The organism is Clostridium zeae, from assembly GCF_017312485.1.
GTDB lineage: Bacteria > Bacillota > Clostridia > Clostridiales > Clostridiaceae > Clostridium_AR > Clostridium_AR zeae.
On record NZ_BMBA01000001.1, the window covers coordinates 1,737,998 to 1,763,896 of the forward strand.

At 33.9% G+C, this 25,899-nt stretch carries 24 protein-coding genes; 7 read left to right on the plus strand and 17 right to left on the minus strand.

The window, feature by feature from the left end; translation table 11 throughout:
- Positions 1-38: 38 nt before the first annotated feature.
- The 5 genes from gtfA to J3477_RS07980 form a co-directional block, all read right to left on the minus strand.
- A complete protein-coding gene (gene gtfA, locus J3477_RS07960; protein WP_206869195.1) occupies positions 39-1,508 on the minus strand; it encodes a sucrose phosphorylase in 1,470 nt (489 codons plus the stop codon).
- 35 nt (positions 1,509-1,543) lie between these two features.
- Complete coding sequence (locus J3477_RS07965; protein WP_206869196.1) at positions 1,544-2,500, minus strand: carbohydrate kinase family protein; 957 nt, start codon at positions 2,498-2,500, stop codon at positions 1,544-1,546.
- Between the two features lie 403 nt (positions 2,501-2,903).
- Complete coding sequence (locus J3477_RS07970; RefSeq protein ID WP_206869197.1) at positions 2,904-3,707, minus strand: (Fe-S)-binding protein; 804 nt, start codon at positions 3,705-3,707, stop codon at positions 2,904-2,906.
- Positions 3,708-3,769: 62 nt separating this feature from the next.
- Positions 3,770-4,798 (minus strand): epoxyqueuosine reductase, encoded by a 1,029-nt coding sequence (locus tag J3477_RS07975; RefSeq protein WP_206869198.1) that lies wholly within the window; start codon positions 4,796-4,798, stop codon positions 3,770-3,772.
- Positions 4,799-5,213: 415 nt separating this feature from the next.
- A complete protein-coding gene (locus tag J3477_RS07980) occupies positions 5,214-6,059 on the minus strand; it encodes an aldo/keto reductase (protein ID WP_206869200.1) in 846 nt (281 codons plus the stop codon).
- A gap of 192 nt (positions 6,060-6,251) precedes the next feature.
- On the opposite strand from J3477_RS07980, the gene J3477_RS07985 reads away from it, so the two are divergent.
- Positions 6,252-6,713 carry a MerR family transcriptional regulator gene (locus J3477_RS07985; protein ID WP_206869202.1) on the plus strand — a complete coding sequence of 154 codons (462 nt, stop codon included), beginning with the start codon at positions 6,252-6,254 and terminating at the stop codon, positions 6,711-6,713.
- A gap of 97 nt (positions 6,714-6,810) precedes the next feature.
- Here J3477_RS07985 and ppsA read toward each other — a convergent pair whose 3' ends face one another.
- From ppsA to J3477_RS08000, 3 genes are all read right to left on the minus strand, one after another.
- On the minus strand, positions 6,811-9,426 hold the full coding sequence (ppsA, locus tag J3477_RS07990; RefSeq protein WP_206869203.1) for a phosphoenolpyruvate synthase: 2,616 nt from the start codon (positions 9,424-9,426) through the stop codon (positions 6,811-6,813).
- A 499-nt stretch (positions 9,427-9,925) separates the two neighbouring features.
- Positions 9,926-10,474 (minus strand): flavin reductase, encoded by a 549-nt coding sequence (locus J3477_RS07995; protein WP_206869204.1) that lies wholly within the window; start codon positions 10,472-10,474, stop codon positions 9,926-9,928.
- Between the two features lie 18 nt (positions 10,475-10,492).
- Positions 10,493-10,819, minus strand: coding sequence for a winged helix-turn-helix transcriptional regulator (locus J3477_RS08000; RefSeq protein WP_206869206.1), 327 nt, complete (start codon positions 10,817-10,819; stop codon positions 10,493-10,495).
- 156 nt (positions 10,820-10,975) lie between these two features.
- Here J3477_RS08000 and J3477_RS08005 point away from each other — a divergent pair, with 156 nt between their 5' ends.
- The 3 genes from J3477_RS08005 to J3477_RS08015 all read left to right on the plus strand — a co-directional run bounded on the left by J3477_RS08005 (position 10,976) and on the right by J3477_RS08015 (position 13,338).
- Entirely contained in the window at positions 10,976-11,377 is a 402-nt protein-coding gene (locus J3477_RS08005) for a pyridoxamine 5'-phosphate oxidase family protein (RefSeq protein WP_206869698.1), read from the plus strand.
- 298 nt (positions 11,378-11,675) lie between these two features.
- On the plus strand, positions 11,676-12,488 hold the full coding sequence (locus J3477_RS08010; protein ID WP_206869207.1) for a protein-ADP-ribose hydrolase: 813 nt from the start codon (positions 11,676-11,678) through the stop codon (positions 12,486-12,488).
- A complete protein-coding gene (locus tag J3477_RS08015; protein ID WP_206869208.1) occupies positions 12,463-13,338 on the plus strand; it encodes an SIR2 family NAD-dependent protein deacylase in 876 nt (291 codons plus the stop codon). Before J3477_RS08010 ends, J3477_RS08015 begins: the two co-directional genes overlap by 26 nt.
- An 84-nt stretch (positions 13,339-13,422) precedes the next feature.
- On the opposite strand, the gene J3477_RS08020 is transcribed toward J3477_RS08015, so the two are convergent.
- From J3477_RS08020 to J3477_RS08030, 3 genes are all read right to left on the minus strand, one after another.
- Positions 13,423-13,743, minus strand: coding sequence for a carboxymuconolactone decarboxylase family protein (locus J3477_RS08020; protein WP_206869699.1), 321 nt, complete (start codon positions 13,741-13,743; stop codon positions 13,423-13,425).
- Between the two features lie 171 nt (positions 13,744-13,914).
- Positions 13,915-15,087, minus strand: coding sequence for an iron-containing alcohol dehydrogenase (locus tag J3477_RS08025; RefSeq protein ID WP_206869700.1), 1,173 nt, complete (start codon positions 15,085-15,087; stop codon positions 13,915-13,917).
- A 129-nt stretch (positions 15,088-15,216) separates the two neighbouring features.
- Entirely contained in the window at positions 15,217-15,588 is a 372-nt protein-coding gene (locus tag J3477_RS08030) for a cupin domain-containing protein (protein WP_371876590.1), read from the minus strand.
- 380 nt (positions 15,589-15,968) lie between these two features.
- Here J3477_RS08030 and J3477_RS08035 point away from each other — a divergent pair, with 380 nt between their 5' ends.
- Positions 15,969-17,711, plus strand: a complete 1,743-nt coding sequence (locus tag J3477_RS08035; protein WP_206869210.1) for a 1-deoxy-D-xylulose-5-phosphate synthase — start codon at positions 15,969-15,971, stop codon at positions 17,709-17,711.
- Between the two features lie 164 nt (positions 17,712-17,875).
- On the opposite strand, the gene J3477_RS08040 is transcribed toward J3477_RS08035, so the two are convergent.
- Positions 17,876-18,919 (minus strand): SDR family oxidoreductase, encoded by a 1,044-nt coding sequence (locus J3477_RS08040; RefSeq protein WP_206869211.1) that lies wholly within the window; start codon positions 18,917-18,919, stop codon positions 17,876-17,878.
- A gap of 253 nt (positions 18,920-19,172) precedes the next feature.
- Between J3477_RS08040 and J3477_RS08045 the strand changes: the two genes are divergently transcribed.
- Positions 19,173-20,015: a helix-turn-helix transcriptional regulator gene (locus J3477_RS08045; protein WP_206869212.1), complete on the plus strand. Its 843-nt coding sequence runs from the start codon at positions 19,173-19,175 to the stop codon at positions 20,013-20,015.
- 334 nt (positions 20,016-20,349) lie between these two features.
- Here the strand turns inward: J3477_RS08045 and J3477_RS08050 are convergent, their stop codons facing one another.
- The 3 genes from J3477_RS08050 to J3477_RS08060 form a co-directional block, all read right to left on the minus strand.
- On the minus strand, positions 20,350-21,516 hold the full coding sequence (locus J3477_RS08050) for an iron-containing alcohol dehydrogenase (RefSeq protein WP_206869213.1): 1,167 nt from the start codon (positions 21,514-21,516) through the stop codon (positions 20,350-20,352).
- Between the two features lie 157 nt (positions 21,517-21,673).
- Positions 21,674-22,426 carry a carboxymuconolactone decarboxylase family protein gene (locus tag J3477_RS08055; RefSeq protein WP_206869214.1) on the minus strand — a complete coding sequence of 251 codons (753 nt, stop codon included), beginning with the start codon at positions 22,424-22,426 and terminating at the stop codon, positions 21,674-21,676.
- 17 nt (positions 22,427-22,443) lie between these two features.
- Positions 22,444-23,211 carry an EFR1 family ferrodoxin gene (locus J3477_RS08060; protein WP_206869216.1) on the minus strand — a complete coding sequence of 256 codons (768 nt, stop codon included), beginning with the start codon at positions 23,209-23,211 and terminating at the stop codon, positions 22,444-22,446.
- A 128-nt stretch (positions 23,212-23,339) separates the two neighbouring features.
- Here J3477_RS08060 and J3477_RS08065 point away from each other — a divergent pair, with 128 nt between their 5' ends.
- Positions 23,340-23,726, plus strand: coding sequence for a MerR family transcriptional regulator (locus J3477_RS08065; protein ID WP_206869218.1), 387 nt, complete (start codon positions 23,340-23,342; stop codon positions 23,724-23,726).
- 249 nt (positions 23,727-23,975) lie between these two features.
- On the opposite strand, the gene J3477_RS08070 is transcribed toward J3477_RS08065, so the two are convergent.
- Both J3477_RS08070 and J3477_RS08075 read right to left on the minus strand, forming a co-directional pair.
- Positions 23,976-24,392, minus strand: coding sequence for a MaoC family dehydratase (locus J3477_RS08070; protein WP_206869220.1), 417 nt, complete (start codon positions 24,390-24,392; stop codon positions 23,976-23,978).
- A 60-nt stretch (positions 24,393-24,452) separates the two neighbouring features.
- Complete coding sequence (locus J3477_RS08075; RefSeq protein WP_206869221.1) at positions 24,453-25,847, minus strand: GntP family permease; 1,395 nt, start codon at positions 25,845-25,847, stop codon at positions 24,453-24,455.
- Positions 25,848-25,899: the final 52 nt, after the last annotated feature.

The window sequence follows — 25,899 nt, forward strand, 5'->3', positions numbered from 1 at the left end:
TTAATTTCAAATTAAAAGTTAACCAATGTTGTCGATATTTATACTAAATATTGAACTTCCTTTCTGTCATCATTAACAAAATTAATTATGGCTTTATATGTATTCAAATCTATATTCAATGTGCAATATTTATCTTCCTTTTTCCATGATAACCAAACTTGATTCTTACCAGAGTCTAATATCTTAAACTCTCCATCAAAAGCATCATATTCATTTCGGAATCTTATAAGTTTTAAAAGTCTCTGAACAACGTCTTTTGTATATGCTTCTTCGATTTCTTCAAGACTGAAATTATGACGATTAATCTCACGTCCTTCACCAGTTTTTCTTACAGCTTCCAGATCATTTTTTCCAGCCAAAAGTCCTACATAGTACACCTGAGGAATACCTGGAGTAAAGAACTGTATTGCTCTTGCTGCTATATAAGCGTCATCATCACAATTTAATACAGAATAGTAGGAACACCTTATCTGATGAACATCAAATCCATCCTTTGATTTATGCTCATCTGATAAGATAAGACTTAGGTTTGATCCTCTTTCCAGGCATAGATTTATTAGTTTTCTAGCTTCCTTAGTGTCTATAAGCTCATCCAAATCTGGCTTAACCGGAACTCCATCATGGCAATCTAGCATAGTAAATTGATTACTAGGTCTAGTCCTAAGATACTCACATAAATCCTCACTTGACCTATTTATCAAAGTATCTAATATTCTATAAGGTAATATAAAATCATATATCCAATATCCTCTTTCAGCTAACTTATATTGAATTGAATAGTGTGCATGCACCTCTGGTAATAACTCAATATCAAAGGAATCAGCCAATTTCTTTATCCACTCTAGAAACTCATAAATTTCAGGTTCCACAAAGAAACAGCTAGTTCCAAGTTTTTTAATAACGTATCCAACAGCATCTAATCTCACTATCTTAACATTATTTCTACTAAAATTCTCAAAAAAAGCAGTAAAAAGCTCCTTAACTCTCTCTGATTTTATATCTAAATCAATTTGTTCTGATGGATCAGTTTTTCCAAAGGTAGTCCAGATCTTTTCTTCCTTACCTGTTTCTTTTATTGTAAATGTTGAATATGGCAATGGCCTTCTAAGAAACATTTTATCTATATCCTCTTGTACAGGCCTTCCATTTTCCCAAAGTTTATTAAGAGTTATAAAAAAATCAGCATACTCTGATTTTCCTCCCTTTTTAAGAAAGTCTTGAAAATACCCTGATTGCCTTGATATATGATTAACCATTAAATCCACCAATACATCAAAGTTTTCACCTATAGCTTTTATGTCTTTCCAGTCACCAAATCTTGGTTCTATTTCTAAATAAGTAAGCGGTGCAAATCCTCTGTCTCCTGATGATGGAAATGGAGGTAGGATATGAACTCCCCCCTTAAAAATATCTGAAAAATATTTTAAAAGTATATCATTCAATGCTTCTAAATCTCCACCTAGTGAATCTGGATAGGTTATAAGTTGTACCTTATTCTTTACTGCCATATTTATCTCTCCTTTATATTATTTAGATTTACTTTCTATAACTTGTACATTTCTTTTATTTCTTCAAGCTTTGGTAGTTCTACCACTGAGCCTGTATATTTAAGCTTATAAGCACTAACTGCAAAACCTAAATTTAAAGCTTCCTTTATGGTATGTCCCTTAATAAGTGAAGTATAAAAACCTGACCAAAAAGCATCTCCTGCTCCTGTAGTATCAACAACATTAGTGGCTAGTGTTGTGAAAGTTATAGTCTGTGATCCATTTGAAGCTATAGCACCATCTTTACCTAAGGTCATAACAACAAGTTTTGCTCCAAGCCTTAAAAATTTATCTATTTGATTTTTACGGGTATCCCTTCCAAACAATCTTTCAGCATCGTCTTCTGAAGGTTTCACTATATCAACCTTATCTAGAATTGACTTAATATACTCTGGTCCATCTTCACCTTTTTCCCATATCATAGGATGATAATTTGGGTCAAAGGAAACAAGTACACCATTCTTTCTTGCTTCCTCTATGCACTTTTCGATAGTACTCCTAGATGGTTCCTTTGATATAGGCCAGCATGAAAAATGAAAGATTTTAGAATTTTTCAATGCCTCTTGCAAGCTATCAGTATAAGCTAAATTATAATCCGCAGCTCTATAAAAAATTGGTATAGGGCTACTTTTGCTTTTTGTAACTAAAACCATGCTTGTTGAATATTCAACAATATCTATATAACTTGTATTAATCCCAGCATTTTTAATATGATTTATTAAGAATTTACCCAGGCCATCATTTCCAACCGCAGAGGCAACTAACGAATTAATTCCTAACATCTTTGTATTCATAGCAATATTAGCTGGTGAGCCCCCAAAAAACTTATTATAACTATTACATTCAAAGTCATCACCATAATCTGCTGAGATCATGTCTATAAGCAGTTCTCCTACAGTTAAAATGTCATTCTTCTTATTAAGAAAATTTATTTTATTCTCAAACTCAAACATTTTGCTTTCCCCCTTATTATATGTCAACCGATTGACATAATGCGTATAATAATAACCATATAAAGTAATAATTATATGGTTATAGCGTATATTAATAAAATATTATATTTACAGTATATGACTGCGAAACATATATGTCAACTGGTTGATATATAATCTTTTCTAATTACTTTTTTATATTTTTTGCCTGTACATTGCATAATCAGCTTCTTTTTTCTCACCTTTGCCCTCTTTCTATTTTCCATAGATTTAAAGCTGCATTCTATTAATTTATCCTTAATTAATATATGGAATTGGAAAATTATTTTAATTTTTTTCATTTAATTGTTAATTTTTGCAAGCAAATAAGCCACCAAATGGTGGCTTTCATAAAATTTGAAGGATAACTAAAACATTCAAAAACTTATCTAATTGGATTTTTATACTCACACGGAACATTGGTCTGACACAAACTACACTGCGAAACACCAATTTTATTTGGAGCTTCTACATAGGCACGCTGATAACATTTGATTTTATCATGTCCATTCTTAGAAAGAGCATTTGCAGGGCATCTTTTTATACAGGCACCACAAATTCCTTTATTAAAATACACACAATTTTCAAGATGATTAGTAGCTTCTCTTACATCCGGCTCTAACTTAAGCTCTGTCAAAACAGATAATAGCCTTATTGCAGTACCTTTTTCAGAAATAAAACCATCATTTAAACTAAAAGTTCCAAGTCCTGCTGCATATGCAGCATGGCGTACTGACCAATTTGAAGATGGTCCTACTTTATCAGAAATTAATTTTTTAAACCACTCAGAATCTTCTGGAACTATAGTTTTATATCCCATCTCTGATAACATGCTAATAATATATTTATATAATTCTTTCATATCAAAATCTGGAATATGACTCCATTCTTTTGACGCCCACTGTTTCTCTTTTCTATTTGCCATTCTAATTTTTTCATTTATAGGCAAAACAATGCCAATTACAGTTCCACCATGATAGCTATCCTCGCCAAAAGCTTTCTCATATATCTCCCTAGGCGTAAAATGCTCTTCACCAATTATTGTTTTATACTGTTCAAACAATGGATCATCTGCTGATGCAAATTTAATTATAGGTTCATCAAAAATTCTGTCATCAGTTTCAATATTCCAATTGTCTTCACTGCTTAAAATATAATTAGTAATTTTGTTTTTTATAACCTCTTTCATTAGGATACCCCCATATTTAAAGATTTACCTATCACAGACACGTTACATTTATAAATCCAACTCTATATATTCAATTTATGGATTGCCCATTCTGCCATTTCTCTTACCTTTTCATGACTATCTTTACAAGCTTCATAAATAGATTCTTTATATTGTTCTTTATAATTATTTACCATCGCATTTATAGCATTAGCTTTCCACTTCCAAACATCTTGTTTTGGAATATACCAAAACTTTGGCTGCATTACATTTTCCAAAAAGTCATAGTCCATTTTAATGATTTTTTTTAGGGATATTTCTTTACTCAATTCTTCTAAGTAAGGAAAATCCTCTGCTTCTTTCCAACGATTTATATTCATAGGACATACATCTTGACAAGCATCGCAGCCATAGACCCAATCTCCGATTTCTTCTTTATATCTTTCATTGGGCATATCTCTCCCCATAAATGTAGTTATACACGAAACGCAGGCCATTGGATTCATAGTATATGGCTGAGATAAAGAAGCTGATGGGCAAGCTTTTATACATAAATTACACTTATCAGAACATGGTCTTAGGTTTGGTGTTTCAATTGCTTCAAGTTCCTTATCGATAAGCCATGCTTCTAAATATACCCACGATCCATTTTCAGTGTAAAAGAAATTGTTCCTACGAACTATTCCAAGTCCAGCTTTAATTGCTGCCCAGCGTAATGCAGTAAAGCCATATTTCCTCTCAGTTTCTGCCCTAAGCCCCATATCTTGAAGAGCCTTTTCAAAGCTTAAACTATCTTGAAAGTCTTTAGAATTTTCATCTGTCCTACTATCAACTAAGTAATATTTAGCTACCATACCTTTTAAATGTTCTGGAATCTTATACTTTCCGTATCTCCTTACGCATACTACAACAGATTTTGCCCAAGGATGTGATTCTTGTATACGTGCAAATTTGTAATAACGATCATAAAAAGGCTTAGTGTGCGGAAGTCTTTCTATTCTTTCATCAAGTTTTTCTTCATAACTATACATATCAGATACTTTAATAATTCCACACTTTTCATATCCCATATCTAATGCTGCATTTTTTATTTGTAATGCTAAAGAATCCATTTCCAACATTCCTTTCAATAATATATAGATTTCTTACATTGCTATAACACGTTATTTTTTATTTTAAGAAACAATAATTGCGTTTAATCCATACCAATTTTATAAATAGGCAATTTTTTATTTTTCGTGTACATACACGTAAATGTTAAAAAATTTTTTGTTTTATTTTTCTCATCACCTTATATGCATATACATATACTATCATTATTAAAATTCATCTGTCAATGAGTTAAAATTAAAAATTGGGGTATTGCATTTAAATTCTACTAAAAAATATAAGCCGTATAAAATATCGTACTCAAAAATAAAATAACTTCAAGTATATTAAAAGGAGCCTCCAAACAAGGAGGTTCCTCACTTTTCTTAATGCAGCTTATAAATACTCACTTAGCTGAAAAAAGTCCTAAATTAAATTTTATCTTACTAAACTTGTTAAATATTCAACTGTTTGCGGATCATAATGTGAGAAGAATAAACTTTCTTCTTTATCTAAAGTAGCAATCAAATCCATATCTTCTTTTGTTAGTTCAAAATCAAATACGTCAATATTCTGAATCATTCTTTCCTTATGAACTGATTTAGGAATTACAACTACACCTCTTTGAATAAGATATCTTAAAGCAACTTGAGCATTTGATTTATTATATTTATCTCCAACTGCCTTCAATGTTTCATCAGTAAATAGATTGTTTTTTCCTTCAGCAAAAGGTCCCCAGGACTCAATTTGTACTCCATACTTCTTCATTATTTCATGTGAGTTTGCTTGTTGATTGAACACATGTGTTTCAACTTGATTAACTGCTGGAACAACTTCATTAAACTTGATTAGGTCAATTAATCTGTCTGGATAGAAGTTACTTACACCTATTGCTTTAAGTTTTCCTTCTTTATATAGTTCTTCCATTGCACGATAAGTTCCATAATAATCACCAAATGGTTGATGGATTAATAGTAGATCTAAATAATCTAGTTGAAGTTTCTCTAAGGATTCTTCAATAGACTTCCTTGCCTTTTCATATCCGGCATTAGAAATCCATACCTTTGTAGTGATGAATAATTCTTCTCTTGGAATACCACATTTTTTAATAGCTTTTCCTACTGCTTCTTCATTACCATAAGCTTGAGCAGTATCGATTAAGCGATAACCTGCCTCTATCGCATCAAGTACACATCTTTCACATTCTTCTTGATCCGCAATTTGAAATACTCCATACCCTAAGATTGGCATCTTGACACCATTGTTTAATTCTACAAATTCCATATTAATTCTCCTTTACTCTAATTTCATTCTACTCTTTGTATTTGATTAAGCAGAACTATCTTTACACAATTTAGATAGCTGTGTTAAAGTTAGTGTATACCATTCGTGTAACTCGAAGTCAAGAATTTAATGAAAAAATATATCAGAAATGAAAAACTATATTTCGTTTTTGACTATGGAAATGAGGTAACTATGTATACAGTAAAAGAGATATCAAAGCTTCTTGATATGACGGAACATACAGTAAGATATTACACAGATATGGGACTAGTTCCTACCTTAAAACGTGATAAAAACGGAAACAGACTTTTTGACGAACAATCTAAGAATTGGCTTATAGGTATAAAGAATCTTAGAGGATCAGGTATGTCCATACAAGCAGTTAAGGACTATGTAGATTTATGTCTCAAGGGTGAATCCACCATAGAAATAAGATATGAAATTATTTTAGAGCAAAAGAAGAAAATAGAAGAACAATTAAAGGAAATGAATGAACGATATAAATATATTGAGAATAAAGTAACCTGGTATCTAGACATAATGAACCACCGTATACCAGACAATAGTAACCCTGGAGAATGGAGTACTTCTAGTTCAGAATCAAAAGAGGAAGAATCCATATCCCCAGATTCCATTGATCACGAAGCTTCATAATTTTTTTCTGTATAATGAAAAGCACACTGATAAGATTATCAATGTGCTTTCTTGTTTTTTCTATGCGTACTGTATAAGAAAGATATGCCCTTCCTTATTATAAGATTTCTACATACCCTTCTGTCCCATGTACACGAATTCGCTGTCCATCTTTTATTAGTTTAGTAGCATTTTCTACACTTACAACTGCTGGCAAGCCATATTCACGTGCGATAACTGCTCCATGGGTCATCAGTCCACCAACTTCGGTGACTAGACCTTTTATGGATACAAATAATGGTGTCCAGCTAGGGTCCGTAAAAGAAGTAACTAATATATCTCCAGCTTCTAGATTAGCATCTTCTAGTTTTAATATGACACGTGCTCGCCCCTCTATAACTCCTGAAGAAACAGGTAGACCTACAATAGCTCCCTTTGGGATATCTTCTCGTTTGTACTCACCTGCAATGATTTCACCATCAGATGTCATAACACGTGGTGGAGTTAGCTTTTCATATAGTTTATACTGGTCTTTTCGTTCTCTTATGATCTTGTAATCAAGTTTATGTGTGCTTACCGCATCGCTAAGTTCTTCAAGAGTAAGATAGTATATATCTTCTTTATCATGAATAATGTTTGCTTTCACCAGTTGTTCAGCTTCTTTAAGTAAGGACTGCTTATAAACAAAGTAGCGACTAACCATTCCATACTTTGGATACTCACGGTAGCCAATGAAATTTCGAATTAGGTCAATCATTCGCTTTGTCTCTTTGGCTTTTTGTTCACCATCCGGTAACTCCTTCAATCTATCTAATAACTCTTGCTCTTTTCTCAAAGCTTCCTGTCGCCCCTGCTCAAATTTCCTATTGCCAGCATTAGGCTCAAAGTTTTTGATGTTACTTAAAATCATGGGGATAAGTGTAGTTGGTTTTTCACTCCAGCGAGTTTTAGTAATGTCGATTTCTCCGCCACAGCGCATCCCGTATTTTTTAAGATAATTATAGATAGCATTTTGGGTTTTCTGTCCCCCATCAAACTTAACTATTTTCTCCAAAAAGTTATCATCTTTTACATGTTCTAAATAATCAATTAGTTCTGGATAGGGACGAATCACATCTGCCACATCCATTAATTCTAGACCCATTTCCGAAGTAATATTGTTTGGTACAGACTGAGAAAGTGTGTCTGCTACGTTTTTTTCACCTAACCATTCATTCATTTTTTCATTTACCCATACTGAAGCATTTATAGCAGCCATAAATACAGCAGAACTTTGTGGGTCAAATAAAATCTTCTTTAACTCCTTAATATCTTCAAAGATAAAATCAAATAAATCTGTTCCTGATTTTCTTTGAATATTTTGCTTTAACTCTTCTATGGATGTTTGACTTTTATTAATTAAATCAGATACTATTGTAGGTCCATTTTCTACTTTTGACTCTGTCCCCGCAGAAGCCATACCTTTATTGCTTTTGCCTGAACTTTTATTCTCTTTATCTTCTGGTAAAGATTTTATAAAATCTCCTCGCTCTATAATGGTCATAATTGCGTCTTTTGTCAGTGGATCGTGTTGTCCCATATTATTTAATAACATTTTTCTACTGTCTGGTGAAGCCAACATTTGTGCCACATCAACAAACAACCTTCCACCAGCTTTAAACCTATGTCCAAAAGATATTAACTCCATTAAAGACATACCCAATGGTTTTAATGGATCAGTCATCATTTGTTGATGCCCCACAGATAAGTAAACGTGATTTTCACCATCATTTACTTCAGGGATCGGGTATAAAGTAGTGATTGGACGACTCTGCACTATATAAAATGTATCATCAACCAAACACCATTCGATATCCTGTGGATGACCGAAATGTGCTTCAATCTTTCTTCCAATATACTCAAGTTGCAAAATCTGCTTATCAGTTAATACCTGGCTATCCTGCAACTCAGAATCAATCTTTTGTTCTTTCGTACCTCCATCTTTTAACGCATAGATAGCTAGCTTCTTGGTAGATATCTTTTTATCTGTAACTTTACCCTTGCACACTTTATAGACATCAGAATTCACCAAGCCAGAAACCATGGCCTCTCCAAGTCCAAAACTGGCATCAATGGATAACACCTTCCTATTTGAAGTAATTGGATCGGCAGTAAACAAAATTCCTGCAGCCTGTGAAAAGACCATCTTCTGAACCACCACAGACAGATGGACTTTACGGTGATCGAAGCCATTTTGAAGGCGGTAAATTATTGCTCTTTCTGTAAATAAAGATGCCCAGCACTTACTGATATGCTTTAGGATTGCCTCTTTTCCAATAATGTTTAAATACGTATCCTGCTGCCCAGCAAAGGAAGCTGTTGGTAAATCCTCTGCAGTGGCACTGGATCGCACTGCATAAGCCTCCCTTTCTCCTAGCCTTGAAAGAAGGTGGGTGATCTCTTCACTAATATCTTCAGTGATGGCTATACCTTCTATGACCTTGCGAATCTCACCACTAAGCTCAACTATTTCATCCCGGTCTTCCACCTTTAAAAGTGATAACTGATCAAGTAATTCATTAATCGACGACTTTTCCCCAATAACTCTTTTAAAGGCTTCGGTAGAAATACAAAAGCCATCTGGTACGCGTATCTCTTCAACTCTAGAAAGTTCTCCTAGGTTCGCGCCTTTCCCACCAACAAACATGATTTTTGTTTTATCAACTTCCTGAAAACCAAGCACATATGAACTCATGTTTTTACCTCCTTATTTAAACCCACAATTCTTCAAATTCCTTGAATTATAAAATAGTAAATCTCATTTGTTGTTATTGAATTATAGCACTAGCACCTGAGAACAAACAGTCTTTAAATAGAATTCTATTTATGTTATAATTAAAGTGGGGGTAGTTTTATTTTCAATAAAGTAAACCTCAAAAATGATAACATAATGCTATTCTCATCCTTATCATATCTTAATTTTTTTATGATTAACTACAATCTTTCCCTATCTAAATACTTTTCTAATGCTCCAAGTAGAGTTTTAACTGATACTTATTGACTCATCTTAAAATGTGTTTCCCAAAGTATATTTATACAATAATCAGAAGATAAATTTTCACTTTTTTACTTTAAACAAATGTATAGAACCAAACTGTCCATATTTCTGTATAAACGTGCACAAAAATTCCCCCAAACTATCTGTCTGAGGGAAAACACCGTTCAATATTTATTTTAATTTCTTTCATGTTCAGTTATTTGCGTTGCAATACTTTTTCAATCTGTCCTAAATAAATTCTATGATATGTTGATGTTTCTTTATAATATTCTTTAAACAACTGCTGTGAATCAAAATTTTCTTTTTTTACATCTGTATGATAAACTTTTTTGCAAACAAAAATTGTTTTTGCCTCTTCAAAAATAATAGTATTTTCAAATGAAATAGGATGTAGTTCTGACTCAGCTACTTTATCACATTCATTGCCATGCAGTCTTCCACAGATTTGTAAAGCAGGATGGCGAGGAACGTCAAAGAAAGATACGGTAAAATAATCGTTATCCTCTACAAACTTATAAGAGTACCTGTCTGGGTGAACATATACCTGCATCATTGGTTTAAGAAAAAACTTTCCACACATCACACCAGTAATAGTCATCATGTTGAATTTGTCTTTAGTTCCAGCGGTTAGAAGCGCCCAATCCTCAACTTTAGTAAATGGATTAAAATCAAAGTTCTTTAAAGATATCTCTTCAAAATTCACTACAAACTCATCTCCTGTCTTAAACTTTGCTATATTATACAATGGAAAACAACTTATTTATTATCCTTGGTTAATCTTACACTTATACTGTTCCCCCCAAGCCCACAATGAATCCAAGATAGGTTTCAGACTAAAACCGTCCTCAGTAAGAGAATATTCAACTCTTGGTGGAACTTCTGCATAAACCTTTCTATCTACAAGACCGTCCTCTTCCATCTCTCTTAATTGCTGTGTCAGCATCTTTTGGCTTATAGAACCAATAGATTTTTTTAACTCTCCAAACCTCTTGGTTCCTCCAATTAAGTCTCTTAATATTAATACCTTCCACTTGTCTCCTATGAGTAAAAGAGTTGTTTCAACAGGACAGGCAGGTAATTCCTTCTTCATGAATTATCCCCTCTTTCTTTTAATTACAAAAGCATCCATTAGTTACTTTTAGGTACCTATAGCACTTTAAGGTGCTTACTTGCGAACAAATACTATAGCATTTATTATATGATTGTAGCCGTCAAAAATCAATTTAATTTAGGAGAGATGTTAAAGATGAATGAAGTAGTAAAGTTTTTACAAGAAAATCCTGTGCAGTATCTCGCTACAGTTGGGCGCGATGGAAAGGCAAAGTGCCGACCTTTCATGTTCTGTTTTGAACAAGAGGGCAAGCTATGGTTCTGCACTAATAATACTAAAGAGGTTTATAAGGATATTAAAGAAAACCCATATGTTGAAGTTTCTGTTTCCAGTCATGCATATGCATGGATTCGCTTGAATGGCAAGGTTGTAATTGAAAACAACATAGATGTAAAAGAAGCATGCATGAACAACCCTATTGTAAAAGGCCAGTATCAAACTGCAAATAATCCAATATTTGAAGTGTTTTACCTTGATAATGCAAAGGCTGTTATAGCTGACTTCTCAGGTAATCTCCCTGCAGAATATTCTCTTTAGTTTAATAGGATGCGTACCTTTGCTAAAATATAATGAAGTGCCCTGGTTATGATTTATCATACAGGAGTGTTTAATTTAAAGATAAGTGATAAACTATCACCATATTTTATTTGACAGGAAAACTGCCTGCATTGTGGATTATGTCTTTAAACTTGTCCTTCTAACGGTATTAAGTTACTAACCATTTAATTATAGAAAATCTGAAAGATTAAAAATAGTAATAAAAGCTATAATGAAAAATAAAATAATAGTTCTTTCTATGAAAGCCTATACTTTTGCTATCATTAAGGAGATTACCATGAAAAAAGAACAAGTTTTAAATAAATTAGTAAAATATCTCGTAGCTGAAAATAGAGAAATAGAAGTTAAAGATATTCCCTCTGATTATATGAAAAAAAGAAAGCTTCTCAGAGCTTTAATGAATATAAGAGATGCTGAGCCAATAGATTCAGATATCCTTGAATTACATGATGAATTATTATCGGAGGAAACTAAGGAGAAAAATCCAGTTGATCCATACAAGCTACCTACTGCATATGAGGTTTTTAAAGGAACAAAAATATCTTTTCCTGAAAAATTAGTACTTTGGCAGGGAGATATTACTTCTATAGCTGCAGATGTTATAGTTAATGCTGCTAATTCAAAGCTTCTAGGATGTTTTGTGCCTATGCATAGATGTATAGACAATGCTATACATTCAGCTGCTGGCATAGAATTAAGGCTTGAGTGTAATGAAATTATGCAGAAACAAGGATTTGATGAACCTACTGGTGATGCTAAAATCACAAATGCCTATAACCTTCCAAGTAAATATGTGCTTCATACCGTTGGTCCTATAATATATGATAAATTATCCGAGGACGACCGTAGACTTCTTGCATCCTGCTATACCTCCTGCCTAAATAAGGCTAGTGAGTATGAAGATATTAAAACAATTGCCTTTTGCTGTATTTCTACAGGAGAATTCAGGTTTCCAAAGAATATTGCTTCACAAATAGCACTCAATACAATCTGTAACTGGCTTAAAACAAACCCAGACAGGTTCCATAGAATTATTTTCAATGTATTTACAAGGGAGGATTATAATGAATACGCAAATCTACTTAGATAATATAAATAAAGCAGCCAAACTTATTCAAGAAGCTGATTATATCCTCGTAGGTGCTGGGGCTGGTCTTTCAGCAACTGGAGGATTAAATTATGGTGATAGTCAGCTATTTAAGAAATGGTTCCCAAAGCTTTCAGAGTTTGATATTGATACTATCGGTGAGGCAATCTCCTTTTACTGGAATGTAGATGATTCACACAGAAGAAGTTTCTGGGCATACTGGGCAAATCACATTAATAAAATACGTTATGAGTCACCAGCATTAAAGCCATATCTAGAATTATTTGAAGTATTAAAAAACAAAAATCATTTTATTATAACAACAAATGTAGACGGGCAATTTATTAAAGCAGGCTTTAATAAAGAAAATATATTTGCTCCGCAAGGAGATTACGGTCTTTTTCAATGTGACAAGCCTTGCAGTGACGAACTTTATGATAATAAAGTATTCGTTGATAAAATGATTGTTAATATGGATACTGATAAATTTGAAGTTTTAGAACAAGATATACCCTACTGTCCTAAGTGTGGCTCATATATGTCTAAAAACCTTCGTGTAGATGATACCTTTGTAGAAGCTCCACACATGATAAAACAAAAAGATTATACGGATTTTGTTAATAATTCAATGGATGGGAAACTAGTGCTAATAGAGTTAGGGGTTGGGTTTAATACTCCTGGTATTATTCGATGGCCCTTTGAAAGAATTACAATGAAGCATCCTGATGCTGTTCTTATTAGATTGAACATGGACTATCCAGAAGTTGATAAACAAATTATACACAAAAGTTTATGTTTTGATACGGACATTATGGATATAATAACTGATATTAAAAATATGCAATATAAATAATATATGCCAGCTATGGAATTAAAACCATAACTGGCAAGTAATTCTCCCAAACTATCAGTCTGAGGGAATGTAAAATATAGTTTACTATTCTGTGTATACTTCTTTTGCTAATCTAAATACTGCCCACGCATTAGGCCATCCTGCATAAAACGCTAAATGAGTGATGATTTCTGACATCTCCTCAGCACTGACACCATTATTCTTTGCATTAAGAATATGATATTTTAGAGAGCTATCCAGTATCCCTTTCGACATCAATGCAGTTACAGTAATGATACTACGATCTCTTAATGATAATTTATCTTCCCTTGCCCAAACTTCTCCAAAAAGAACATCGTCGTTTAATTCAGCAAATTTCGGTGCAAATGATCCAAGAGCATCCCTACCTGCTGTTTGTTTTTTCATAACTTTATTCCTTTCTATATATATTTCTTTTCCTGTCATATAAGTTTTGATCAATATATCTGAAACGCATCATATTTTAAAACTGCGTCAAAGTATTTACCTATATTTTCAATAGTAATCCTTCACCACACATCAGTGATCAGAATCGCTAATTAGAATACAATGTTCCGTTTATTCAGCAACATACGCAGCTTTTAAAATTTCTAAAACTTCCTCTGCTGTTAACACTTTATATCCTCCTAAAAGCACAGTTGAATTTGCAATTAGTGGAAGCATTTCTTCTGTTGCACCAAGTTCCTTAAGGCTAGTTACTATACCACATTCTTTTATGAACTTTTCCATTTCATCAATACCTTCTAAAGCAACTTGTTCCTTTGTCTTGCCTGCTTCATCTACACCCCATACTTGCTTAGCAAAACGAACAAATTTATCTAAGCCAAACTTATATATATATCTGTAATATGGAAGTGATACTGCTGCAAGTCCCATACCATGTGCACAGTCTGTGTAAGCACCAAGCTGATGTTCAATCATATGAACTTCCCAGTCTTGAGCTTTGCTTAATCCCATAATTGGGTTCATTGCAAGTGTAGAACTCCACATTAAATTACTTCTTGCTTCATAGTTATTAGGGTCTTTCACTGCGATTTTTGAACTATTGATGATAGAACAAAGAAGTCCTTCAATCAAATAATCTGAAGTTACATCATCTTCACCTGAGAAATAAGCTTCCATTAAGTGTGACATCATATCAAAAATTCCACTTACCATCTGATATTCTGGTAATGTAAGTGTATATTCAGGATTCAATATTGAAAATTTAGGATTCATCTCTGATGGAAAAACACGACCCATCTTAAGCCTCATATCATCGTTAGTAATTACTGATCCCCCATTCATTTCTGATCCTGTTCCTGCTAGTGTTAGAATAGATGCAACTGGTACTATTTTATTATCTACAGGTTCAAACTTTAACCAGTAACGTGTCCATGCATCACCTTCACAATATGCAGATACAGAAATTGCCTTTGCACAATCAATTACTGAACCTCCACCAACTGCTAAAATCAAATCTACACTGTTCTCACGTACAAGAGTAGCACCTTCCATCACCTTTTCATAAGTTGGGTTTGCCATAATTTCAGGTAATTCCACTATGTTCTTACCACTTTTTTTCAAGATAGCTACAACTTGATCATAAAGCCCATTCTTCTTAATGGCACCTTTTCCATAAGCAAGCATAATGTTCTCACCATAGCTTGCAAGCTCACTGCTTAAGTTATCTAAAGCATGTTTCCCAAAATATATTGTTGTTGGGTTCTGATAAGTAAAATCTAAATTCATTCTTTTCTCCATTCCTGCACCTCTTTGATGCATAAATTAAATTTTTATTTTTTACAATTTCATCAATATAGTTAATGATATTTGAGACTTCAAATTAACTAATATATTCTATCTAAATCTTTACTCCTACTATTTTAGGTTACCGTATTCTTCATCAGATACATGCTCTAACCACTCATTAGATGAACCTTCTGATGGAACTTCTATTGCCAGATGTGCAAACCAGCTGTCTGGAGCAGCTCCATGCCAATGTTTTACTTCTGGCGGAATATTAACCACATCTCCTGCATGTAATTCTTGAGGTTCTTTTCCCCATTCCTGATAATAACCTCTACCTGCCGTGCATAAAAGCACCTGTCCCCCCTTATGGTGAATATGCCAGTTATTTCTACATCCTGGTTCAAAGGTTACATTTCCGATTCCGATTCTTTCCATAGTCAGCATGTTTAAATAGCTCTTTCCTATAAAGTACTTTTCAAACATTTTATTTTCATCTCCCATAGGAAATACAGTAGCTGCTTTTAATTCTTCTAAATTTTTCATTAATATCCCCTCCAAAATGTACACTGTTTCCTGCATTTAAGTTGCATTTCTACACATATTCAAATACTCAACAAAAATGCTATGCTTTTATCCTAATACCTAAACCTTACTTTAGGTCAAGCACTTTTTTATTTTCCAAAAAATGGTTGAGCAAAAAAATTCTTGACTTATAGTTAACTCTAAGTGCTAGTATAAGTATGATATTTATTCATATCTTCTTGAATAAAATAATGATGCTGTTAAAGCACCGGATGAAATTAAGTGTTTATCCATCCGATGCTTTAATGCGCTTACACAAAGAAATAATAAATTTAGTTCATACGAAAGAGGGTAAAAACATGGCAAATATATTAGATAAAATATCAAATGTTTCTGATATAAAAAAACTAACAACTGAGGAACTTAATATTTTATGCTCTGAAGTGAGAAATGCTATATTAACTAAAGTTAGTAAGGTAGGTGGACATCTTGGTCCAAATCTAGGAGTTGTTGAGCTAACAGTAGCCTTACATTATGTATTTAACTCCCCTACAGATAAATTTGTATGGGATGTAAGTCATCAGTCTTATGCTCATAAAATTTTAACTGGAAGAAAAGATGCATTTCTATTTGAAGATATATATAAAACTGTAACTGGCTTTACTTCTCCTAAGGAAAGTGAACATGACTTCTTCACTATAGGTCATACTTCAACTTCTATAAGTTTAGCTTCAGGTCTTGCAAAAGCTAGAGACTTTAAAGGAACAAAGGAAAACATTGTTGCAATAATTGGTGATGGCTCTCTAAGCGGTGGTGAAGCTTTCGAAGGTTTAGACAATGTAGCTGAATTTAAATCAAACTTTATTACAATCATTAATGACAATGAAATGTCTATAGCTGAAAATCATGGTGGAATCTACGGCAACCTTGCCCTACTTAGAAAGACAAAGGGAGACGCTGAACTTAACATATTCAAGGCTTTAGGATTTAAGTATGTTTATATTGAAGAAGGAAATAATGTTAATGTTTTAATAGAAGAACTGCAAAAGATTAAGGATATAAATGAACCTATAGTTGTACATATCCACACAGTTAAAGGTAACGGATATTCACATGCAGAAACTAATAAAGAAAGATTCCATTGGTCAATGCCGTTTGATATTGAGACTGGAAAGACTTTTGCTCAAAATACTTGTGAAAACTATAAAAGAGTTACTATAAATCATATTACTGAAAAACTTCAAAAGGATGATAGAATTGTTGTAATAAACGCAGCTGTTCCTGGTGCACTTGATCTAGTAGAATTTAGAGAAAATCATCCTGACAGATACTTTGACGTAGGAATTGCAGAAGAACATGCTATTGCCTTTGCTTCAGGTTTAGCTTCTCAAGGAATGAAGCCTTTTGCTTTCTTCCCAAGTACTTTCATACAAAGAACCTATGACCAAATATCACAGGACTTATGTATAAATAACAATCCTGCTATAATCATGGTTGAAAATGCAGGAATCTCTGGTAGCGATGCAACTCACCTTGGAATATTTGATATACCAATGATGAGTAATATTCCTAACTTAGTATATCTAGCACCTGCTAATAAAGAAGAAGTAACAGCAATGATAGACTGGGCAATGGAACAAAAAGATTTTCCTGTTGCTATAAGAATATCCTCTTCTCCAATTAAGGAACTAAAAAACAAACTTTCTCTAAAATATGAATTAAATAAATTTGAGAAAGTTACAGAAGGAGAAAAGGTTGCAATCATAGGTCTTGGAAATTTCTTAAGCCTAGGCGAAGAAGTTTCTGAAGAATTGCAAAAGCAAGGAATAACTCCAACTTTGATTAACCCAAGATTTATTACTGGAGTTGATGAAGATATGCTTACCTTATTACTTAAGAACCATGATACTGTAATTACTCTTGAAGATGGTCTCTTAAATGGAGGTTTTGGGGAAAAGATATCTAGATTCTTTGGTCCTACAAAGATGAGAGTTTTCAGTTACGGTGCTCATAAAGAATTTACAGATGGTGTGCCTATGAATGAGCTATATAAGAGATATCACTTAACTGCAGAGCAAATTGTTGCTGACATCTTAAAATAAATTTTAAATAGATTTTGTTTTATATAGATGAACCACTTCGTAATAAAATTTATATTCTTAAATCGAAGTGGTTCATCTATATTAAGGTTGGATAATACCGTATATTTCCAACCTTACTTTTTCAATACATGTTTTTTATATTAATATGTATGATTGATCTTTTCTTAGATTATACTTTTTTCAATTATTGATCTTCCTGTTGTAATAATTGTTTGTTCAACGCTGTAATTTGGTTTCCAGTGCAATATTTTACGAGCATTATCACTACTCATTTTATAATTAATCCCTAAATCTGAACTAGTATACCGAGCCATTGAGCTAAATAAGGCTGCAAATTTCAATATAAAACTAGGAATTGTTCTATTTGGTATTTTCTTAGCTGCTTCACCAAGATGATTCTTTAAAATCATACCTAACTGTTTCATGGATATGGCGTTATTGTTAGAAATAATGAAACGTTCTCCAGCAGCATTAGGTGTTTCTAATGCTAATATATGAGCTTTAGCTAAATCACGTACATCAACTATCGGAAAATACAAATCAAAAAATCCTGGTAAGTGACCTGATAACATCATAGCTATTAATTGATTAGAACCAGTGGCCTTCTTACCAAGAACAGGTCCCATAACTGCTACTGGCAAAATAGTTGTAAATTCCAAATTTCCGCCCGCTCCCTTAATAAATTCCCAAGCGCTTTTTTCAGCAAGAGTTTTGCTTTTATAGTAAGCATTAAGTTTTGTGTCATGCTCAAGATTACTCCAATCTTTTTCAGTAAATATATAATCATTTCTTGCTGCTGTGTACCCCATGCCCGCAGCACCAAAAGCGGAAGTCATCACTACTCTTTTGACACCGGCATCTTTAGCTGCTCGTAAAACCCGCAATGTTCCTTCCTTAGCTGGTATAATCAGTTCATTTTCATCTTTTGGCATAACTGATGGAAGAGGAGATGCTACATGTAGTACATAAGTAACATTTGCTACAGCAGCTTCCCACCCAGTATCTTTTGTTAAATCTGCTTCAAAAAATTGTAATCTTTGGTTAGTAGTTTGTCCAAGCTCTGCTAATGCTGTTCGAACTTCCGCTTCTCGTTTAAGCGAACGAACTGTGGTGTGAACGGAATACCCCTGCTTTAGTAATTCAGCTATAATATATGTTGCAATATAACCTGATCCTCCAGTAACAAGTACAGTTTTTTCTTTTTCCATTTTTTTACCCCTTTCAATTTATTAATAGTTGTGATTTGATTAAGATTGTTATTCTTTTTGATTTTAGGTACCAGTTAACCCAAACCATGCTATTTAGTAAGTTATGGTAGTTTGACAATTTAGAACTCTTTTATCCTATCTATAAGCTGTAAACCTAAGTTTGTATTTATCTTATCATTTGATTTATACTAGTAATAGGAGTGTAATTATACTAGTATTATTACTACTACCATAAAGAAAGGCGCTAATTACTATGGATAATTCAAATCAAAGATATAAAGAATTCGGAGATTTTTTAAAAACTCGTAGAGCAAAGATATTACCCTCACAAGTTGGTTTACCTGAAGGCACACGTCGCCGAACCCCTGGCCTTAGACGTGAAGAAGTTGCTTCTCTTTCAGGAATCGGTTTAACATGGTATACCTGGATTGAGCAGGGCCGCCCTATACAGGTTTCTACGCAATTACTTGAAAGTTTAGCAAGAACCTTAATGCTTGATAATCAGGAGACCATACATCTCTACACTCTTGCTGGGCAAGCACCACCAACAAGCTTTCCAAATTACGATGAATCTGTTGACCCGATGCTTCAACATGTACTGGACAGCTTAGAATTTTCTCCTGCATTAATTATGGACGCCCGCTTAAATGTGATTGCGTGGAATGATGCAGCTTCAAAACTCTCCTTGGATTACAGTAAAATCAGTCTTTATAAGCGCAATGTGCTCAGAATTATGTTTACAAACGAAGAATTTAAAGAGACATTTACTGATTGGAGTTCTGCTGCACAAGGGATGATTGCAAGATTCCGTACTGTCTACAGTAAATTTATAGACGATCCTTGGATCGAAGAATTGGTAAATGAACTTAAAAGAGAAAGCAAAGAATTTGACTTGTGGTGGTCAATGCATAATGTTAAAACAGAGGATACTAGATTTAAGACAATTATTCACCCAGTTTTAGGCAAACTGGATTTTGAGGAAACAAGTTTATTGCTTGCCGATAATACCAGCTTAAGAATGACTGTATTTACCCCTATGGCTGAGACAGATACAAAAGAAAAGATAAAACAATTTATAATGAGAGAAACGATATAACGTCACACTGACACTATATGCGCTATATGCCAAATTAATCTGTTCTTAAGAAGTTAAACTATTATCTTATAAAAATAAGTATTTTTAGACCAGTTCATTCTTAACCAAATCCTTGCAACTTGTCTATTTCTTCAAGCTGATCCTCATTTAGTGCTATACCTACTAGAGTTAAATCCAAGTCAATATTTTTAATTATTTTAAAAACTATGTTTAAAGGTCGTTTTTATGACTTATACTAAAAGCTTATTAGACATTAGTTAATCTTTGTCTAATAAGCTTCTTCAAAGCAGTTTTTTATTTGAAATTATAATTGCTTAGCATTGCCAAAATTCTTTTATACATACGCTTGTTTATAAATGGCAACACAATCATCTTTAGTCATTTCTGTATATCCAACTGCAAACTGTCCCGGCATTGTGTAGATAGCATTTTCAGCCATTTTTTCAAATTCATCTGGTACAACTCCATAATCGGACATTTTTAAATCTGACACACCACAGGCTTTCATTAATTTGTCTAACGCAACAATAAAGTCTTCTGCTTTCGATGCATTTTCCATACCAATAAGCTGAGCCATTTTGACAAATCTCTCATCACATACGTGCTTGTTAATCCAATAAGTGAAATATGCCTTACTGAGCATAATTAATCCTGCACCGTGAGGAATATCCTGATGATAAGCACTTAATGCATGTTCTAGTGAATGCTGGCTTGAAGTAGATCCTACAACCATCTCAATGCCAGATAGATAGCTTGCAAATGCCATATGTTCTCTTGCTTCCATATCGCTTCCATCCTTTACAGCTCTCTCTAGGTATTTTCCTACATTTTTCATTGCAGTTTCTCCTACCATATCACTCATAAGGTTAGCTCTCTTTCCGATGTATCCTTCAGCACTATGGAAGAATGCATCAAAGCCTTGATAAGCTGTAAACTTGGGTGGCACGCTCTTCATAAGTTCCGGATCAATAATTGCAATAGCTGGAAATAATCTCAAATCTCCCACACCAAGCTTTTCATTCTTTTCATTTGTTATAACACCTGCAGGATCTGCCTCTGAACCAGTACCTGCTGTGGTAGGAATAGCTATAATTGGAAGTGGATTATTGGGTGCTTGTTTTTTACCACCAGAGCCTGTTGCTACATAATCCCAGAGATCGCCTTCATTTGATGTCAAAAGTGCAATAGCTTTTGAAGCATCAATGCAGCTTCCTCCGCCAAGTGCAACAATGAAGTCACATCCATTTTCCCTTGCTATCTGTGCGCCTTCTTCAACGATAACTTTCGTTGGGTTCGCCTGTACTTTGTCAAAAACAACGCTTTCTACTTCAGCCGTTTTAAGTTCTTCCAACGTTTTATCCAAAGAACCATTTGTTTTTGTTGACTTTCCATTTGATATTACTACTAATGCCTTCTTTCCCGGGATACGTTGTGTATGCAGATTATTTAAAGAACCTACCCCAAAGAGTGTCAATGTTGGTAAATAAGTCATAAATGCCATAACTTCTATCTCCTTTTAATCAAAAATTTATACTTTAAAGATTCTCATACTCGTCGTCAGTAACTGGCTCCAGCCATTCAGTTGAAGAACCTTTCGGCAATTCCTGTCCCATAGGAAAAGCACTTGGATTATTATTTGTATTCATTATTAATTCCTCCTATTGTGCCTTTGCAGCAACTTCATCAATAATATTCATCGCATTCAACGTACGTGGATAGCCGATGTATGGCAAACATTGTTCTACAACCTGATACATCTTTTCCTTACCATTACCAATACCAAAGTTTCCCATTGCATGACCACGTAGCTGATTCTCACAACCGCCCTGTGCAAGAATATAGCAGAAGGTAATCATCTCCCTCTCCTGATTATCAAGTCCGGTTCGGGTGTAATAATCTCCAAAACAGTTATCCGCCAGCCAGTGATTTACATTTTTTCTTAAAACCGGACCGTTGGTCTGTCTGTAAGCCATTCCTGCACCAAACAACTCTACCTGCTTAGCTAATCCTTCATCAAAGCGACTTTCTGCATTTGTGGTAGTTTGTTTTTCAAGTGGAAGTTTGATACCGTGCTGCTGCATGATTTCACTTGTAACAACCACATAATCATAGATACGGCCAATTCCCAAATAAGCCGTTGCCTGATAAACAACCTCACGGATAGCTACCGGGTCAATACCTGCATTTAATGCAGCATGCAGCATATTTCGATATTCTCCCATGCCCTGACATCCGAGCAATACAGAAAGGATACATAGCATTCGCTCTTTTTCTGTTAGACTTCCAGCATTAACTACTTCATTCTGAGAAAAGTTTGCAGTAATTTCTACCCATTCCGGATCACTTACTGCCAAAGTGCATTCTACTCCTTTAAAAAGTTCGTTCATTCTTTTCTTTGCTACTTCATTCATATTAAAACCTCCACTTTTTACTTATTCTGGTTATTAGCTTCTATAATTTCCTTCAGCTTTATATGCTCGTTTCGGTATCTTGCATCAGGATTTTTTTCTGGTATGGTAAGTCCGATTGCTTTCTGCGGACAGGCATGTGCACAAGCCAGACATGTCTGACAGTTTCCTGGTATATGAACGGCTTTTCCATTTTCTATTTTGATTGAGCTGGATGGACAAACCTTCTCACAGATGCCGCATCCTACACATTTTTCTCCTACTTTTAAAAGATGCTGCCATGCATCCGATGGCATTTTGCTCATATTTCCAAGAAATTGCTTATGTGCTTCTCTATCAGTATCTGTTACTTCAGAAATCATATTCTTTTTGTTTTTAATATCTTCCACGATTTCAGCAATATGTTCACCCACCTTCTTATCAAGCAAAATCTGCTCATTCATATCAAAACTTGGAAGCCAGTTATCTACCACAACAATGATATTGATATAGCTTGCTGTTATCCCACATTCTTTACAAAGCTTATCAGCCAGTTCTGCTGCACCGCCATGACGATTTCCATAGGTTAGAATCATATAGAAATATTCTGTGTTAAAGGTGCTTTTTTTCAAAAATTCCTTTACCATAGGTGGAACCTCATGCCCATAGACAGGAGATACAATACCAATGCTCTCATCTCTAAAGCTTAATTTCTCCTTATTTATAATCTGTGGAATGCTAACTAGTTCGTCATCGATATGTTTTGCTACATAAAGGCTATTACCTGTACCTGTAAAATAAAATAACATCTGAAACCTCCTTGAATAATCTTTTTCTTCTTGTTATAATCCGATTGTATCAATCGGTTGTAACAACCGGTCAAGTGTTTTTGAAAAATTTTTAAATCTAAATTTCTAAGCGAAGAGGAGAATGAAATATGTATACGATGAAAAAAGTTTGCGAAGCTACCGGATTGACCTATGAGACATTAAAATTCTATTGTAATGAAGGTCTCGTACCTAACGTAAAACGTGATAGGAATAAGCGTCGAATTTTTGATGACAGAGATTTAGCATGGATAAAAGACCTGAGCTGTTTAAAGAAATGTTCTATGAGTATTGCAGATATGAAGGAATATCTTGCACTTTGTCTTGAAGGGAAATCATCCATTCCATCTCGTCAGGTAATGTTGAAAATAAAAAAAGAAGCCTTACTCTCCCAAATTGAAGAGATAACCGCTTCTATTAATTATATTGAATGGAAACAAGGCTTTTACAAGGATGTACTTAGTGGAAAAACAGAATACATCAGCAATCTAATATAACATTTGTGTCTCATATCTTTACATCCTCTTGATATAAAACACAGAATGACATTTCATCACACTTTCGGATACCAGACTCTGTCCTGCAAACTGGTAGAATAAGACCTATTCTTTCATAGTAACGTAGTGGTGTTAGTATAAAGCAGTGGACACATTAATTTGAACTAAGTATTCAAATAATTACCTATACAAAAAAGCAGTGTGAATCTTATTTATTTAAGACTCACACTGCTTTTAGATAACTTGTCTTTATTTTGGAGGCATTATAGTTGCAACACCTATCAGTACTTCAACACCATTTTGATTTGTACATATAGTACTTAATTTTATTCTATTCTTATCTTCAAGCTTCTCTATAACCTCAACTTCAGCTTTAATTGTATCTCCTATCTTCACTGGAGCAACAAATTTAAGTTCTTGTCCAAGATATATTGAACCTGGTCCTGGCAATTGCATACCAAGTACTGCTGATACTAAACCGGCCGTTAACATGCCATGAGCAATTCTACCTTGAAACATTGTTTTTTCTGCCTCAACTTGATTTATATGAGCTGGATTTAAGTCTCCTGTTATACCAGCATACAAGTATACATCTGTTTCTGTAATTGTCTTTTGAAAAGACGCTTTATCACCAATATTTATTTCTTTTATAGTTAAACCCTTCACTTTCAATTCCTCCTTTTATAAGACTTTTCCCATTTATCAACTAATACACAAAGTACTTAATTAAACAAAATGTAATATGCTTTGTAAAGCTATTAATACAAATACAGTTCCTGTCTTAATACAAGTGATCATGAAAATATCTTTATATGATTGTTTGTGAGTTAAGCCTGCAATTCCAAGTAGAGTTATAACAGCACCATTGTGAGGTAAGGTATCCATTCCACCTGATGCCATTGCAGCAACACGATGAAGTAATTGTGGATTTATCCCAGAGCTATTTGCCCAAGTTAAATATTGCTTACCAAAAGTATCAAGTGCTATACTCATTCCACCAGACGCAGAGCCTGTAACTCCTGAAAGTACGTTTACTGTTACTGCTTCTGAAAGTAATGGACTACCATTTGGATTAATGTTAGTTAAAGCATGAGCTATGGATTGAAATCCTGGTAAAGTTTTAATAACATTACCAAAGCCTACTTCTGACGCTGTATTCATAACAGCTAGTAGCGATCCAACTGCACCAGCATTAATTGCTGAAGCTAAATTACCTTTCATACGCTTTGGATTAATACAAACTGCAAGTAGAATACCAAAAACAAGTGCAATCATTAAAGCCCAGTTATTCATTGAACCTACAACACTAGCCTGTGGGATATTATAAGGAGCTTTAGTAACCCAAGAAACTATATCCCATTTAGGAAATACTAATTTTTGCAAGGCCAAAGTCACTCCAAGTACAGATATTAATGGTAATGCTGCTATTAATGGATTTGGTAAACTTCCATCTTCAACAAGTATTGGCTCATTTTTATGGTTATCTCCATAGCCTTCTCCATTTGCTTGAGCTATACGTTTACGCCACTCAAGATAAGATACTCCGCAAACTAAAACTATAATCGCACCTAAGGTTCCAAATATAGGAGCTGCATAAAGATCTGTGTTAAAAAACTTCATTGGTATAGAGTTTTGAATTTGAGGGGTTCCTGGAAGTGCATCCATTGTAAATGTGAAGGCACCAACTGCGATAGTCGCAGGAACCAGTCTCTTTGGAATATCTGCTTCTTTAAATATTGATGCTGCAAATGGATATACTGCAAATGCAACAACGAAAAGGCTTACACCACCATAAGTTAAAATGGCTGCTGATAAAATTACAGATAACATAGCACGCTTTTTACCCAATTTTTCAACTATAAATTTAGCAATAGATTTTGCTGCACCAGATTGCTCCATAACTTTTCCAAATACAGCACCTAATAAGAAGAACGGAAAGTAAACCTTTACGTAATTGCCTAAGTTAGGTAAGAATATTTCCGTATAGGTTGGCATTATTGCCATTCCAGAAAATATAGCTGCTGCAATTGCAAATATAGGTGCAAAAACAATAACTGAGAATCCTCTATAAGCCATAATCATTAATAATACTAAGCTTAATATAATACCTATAACCGCCATATAAAAAACCTCCATTTATTTATTATTTTTTATTTAATAACCACTTTTTCTA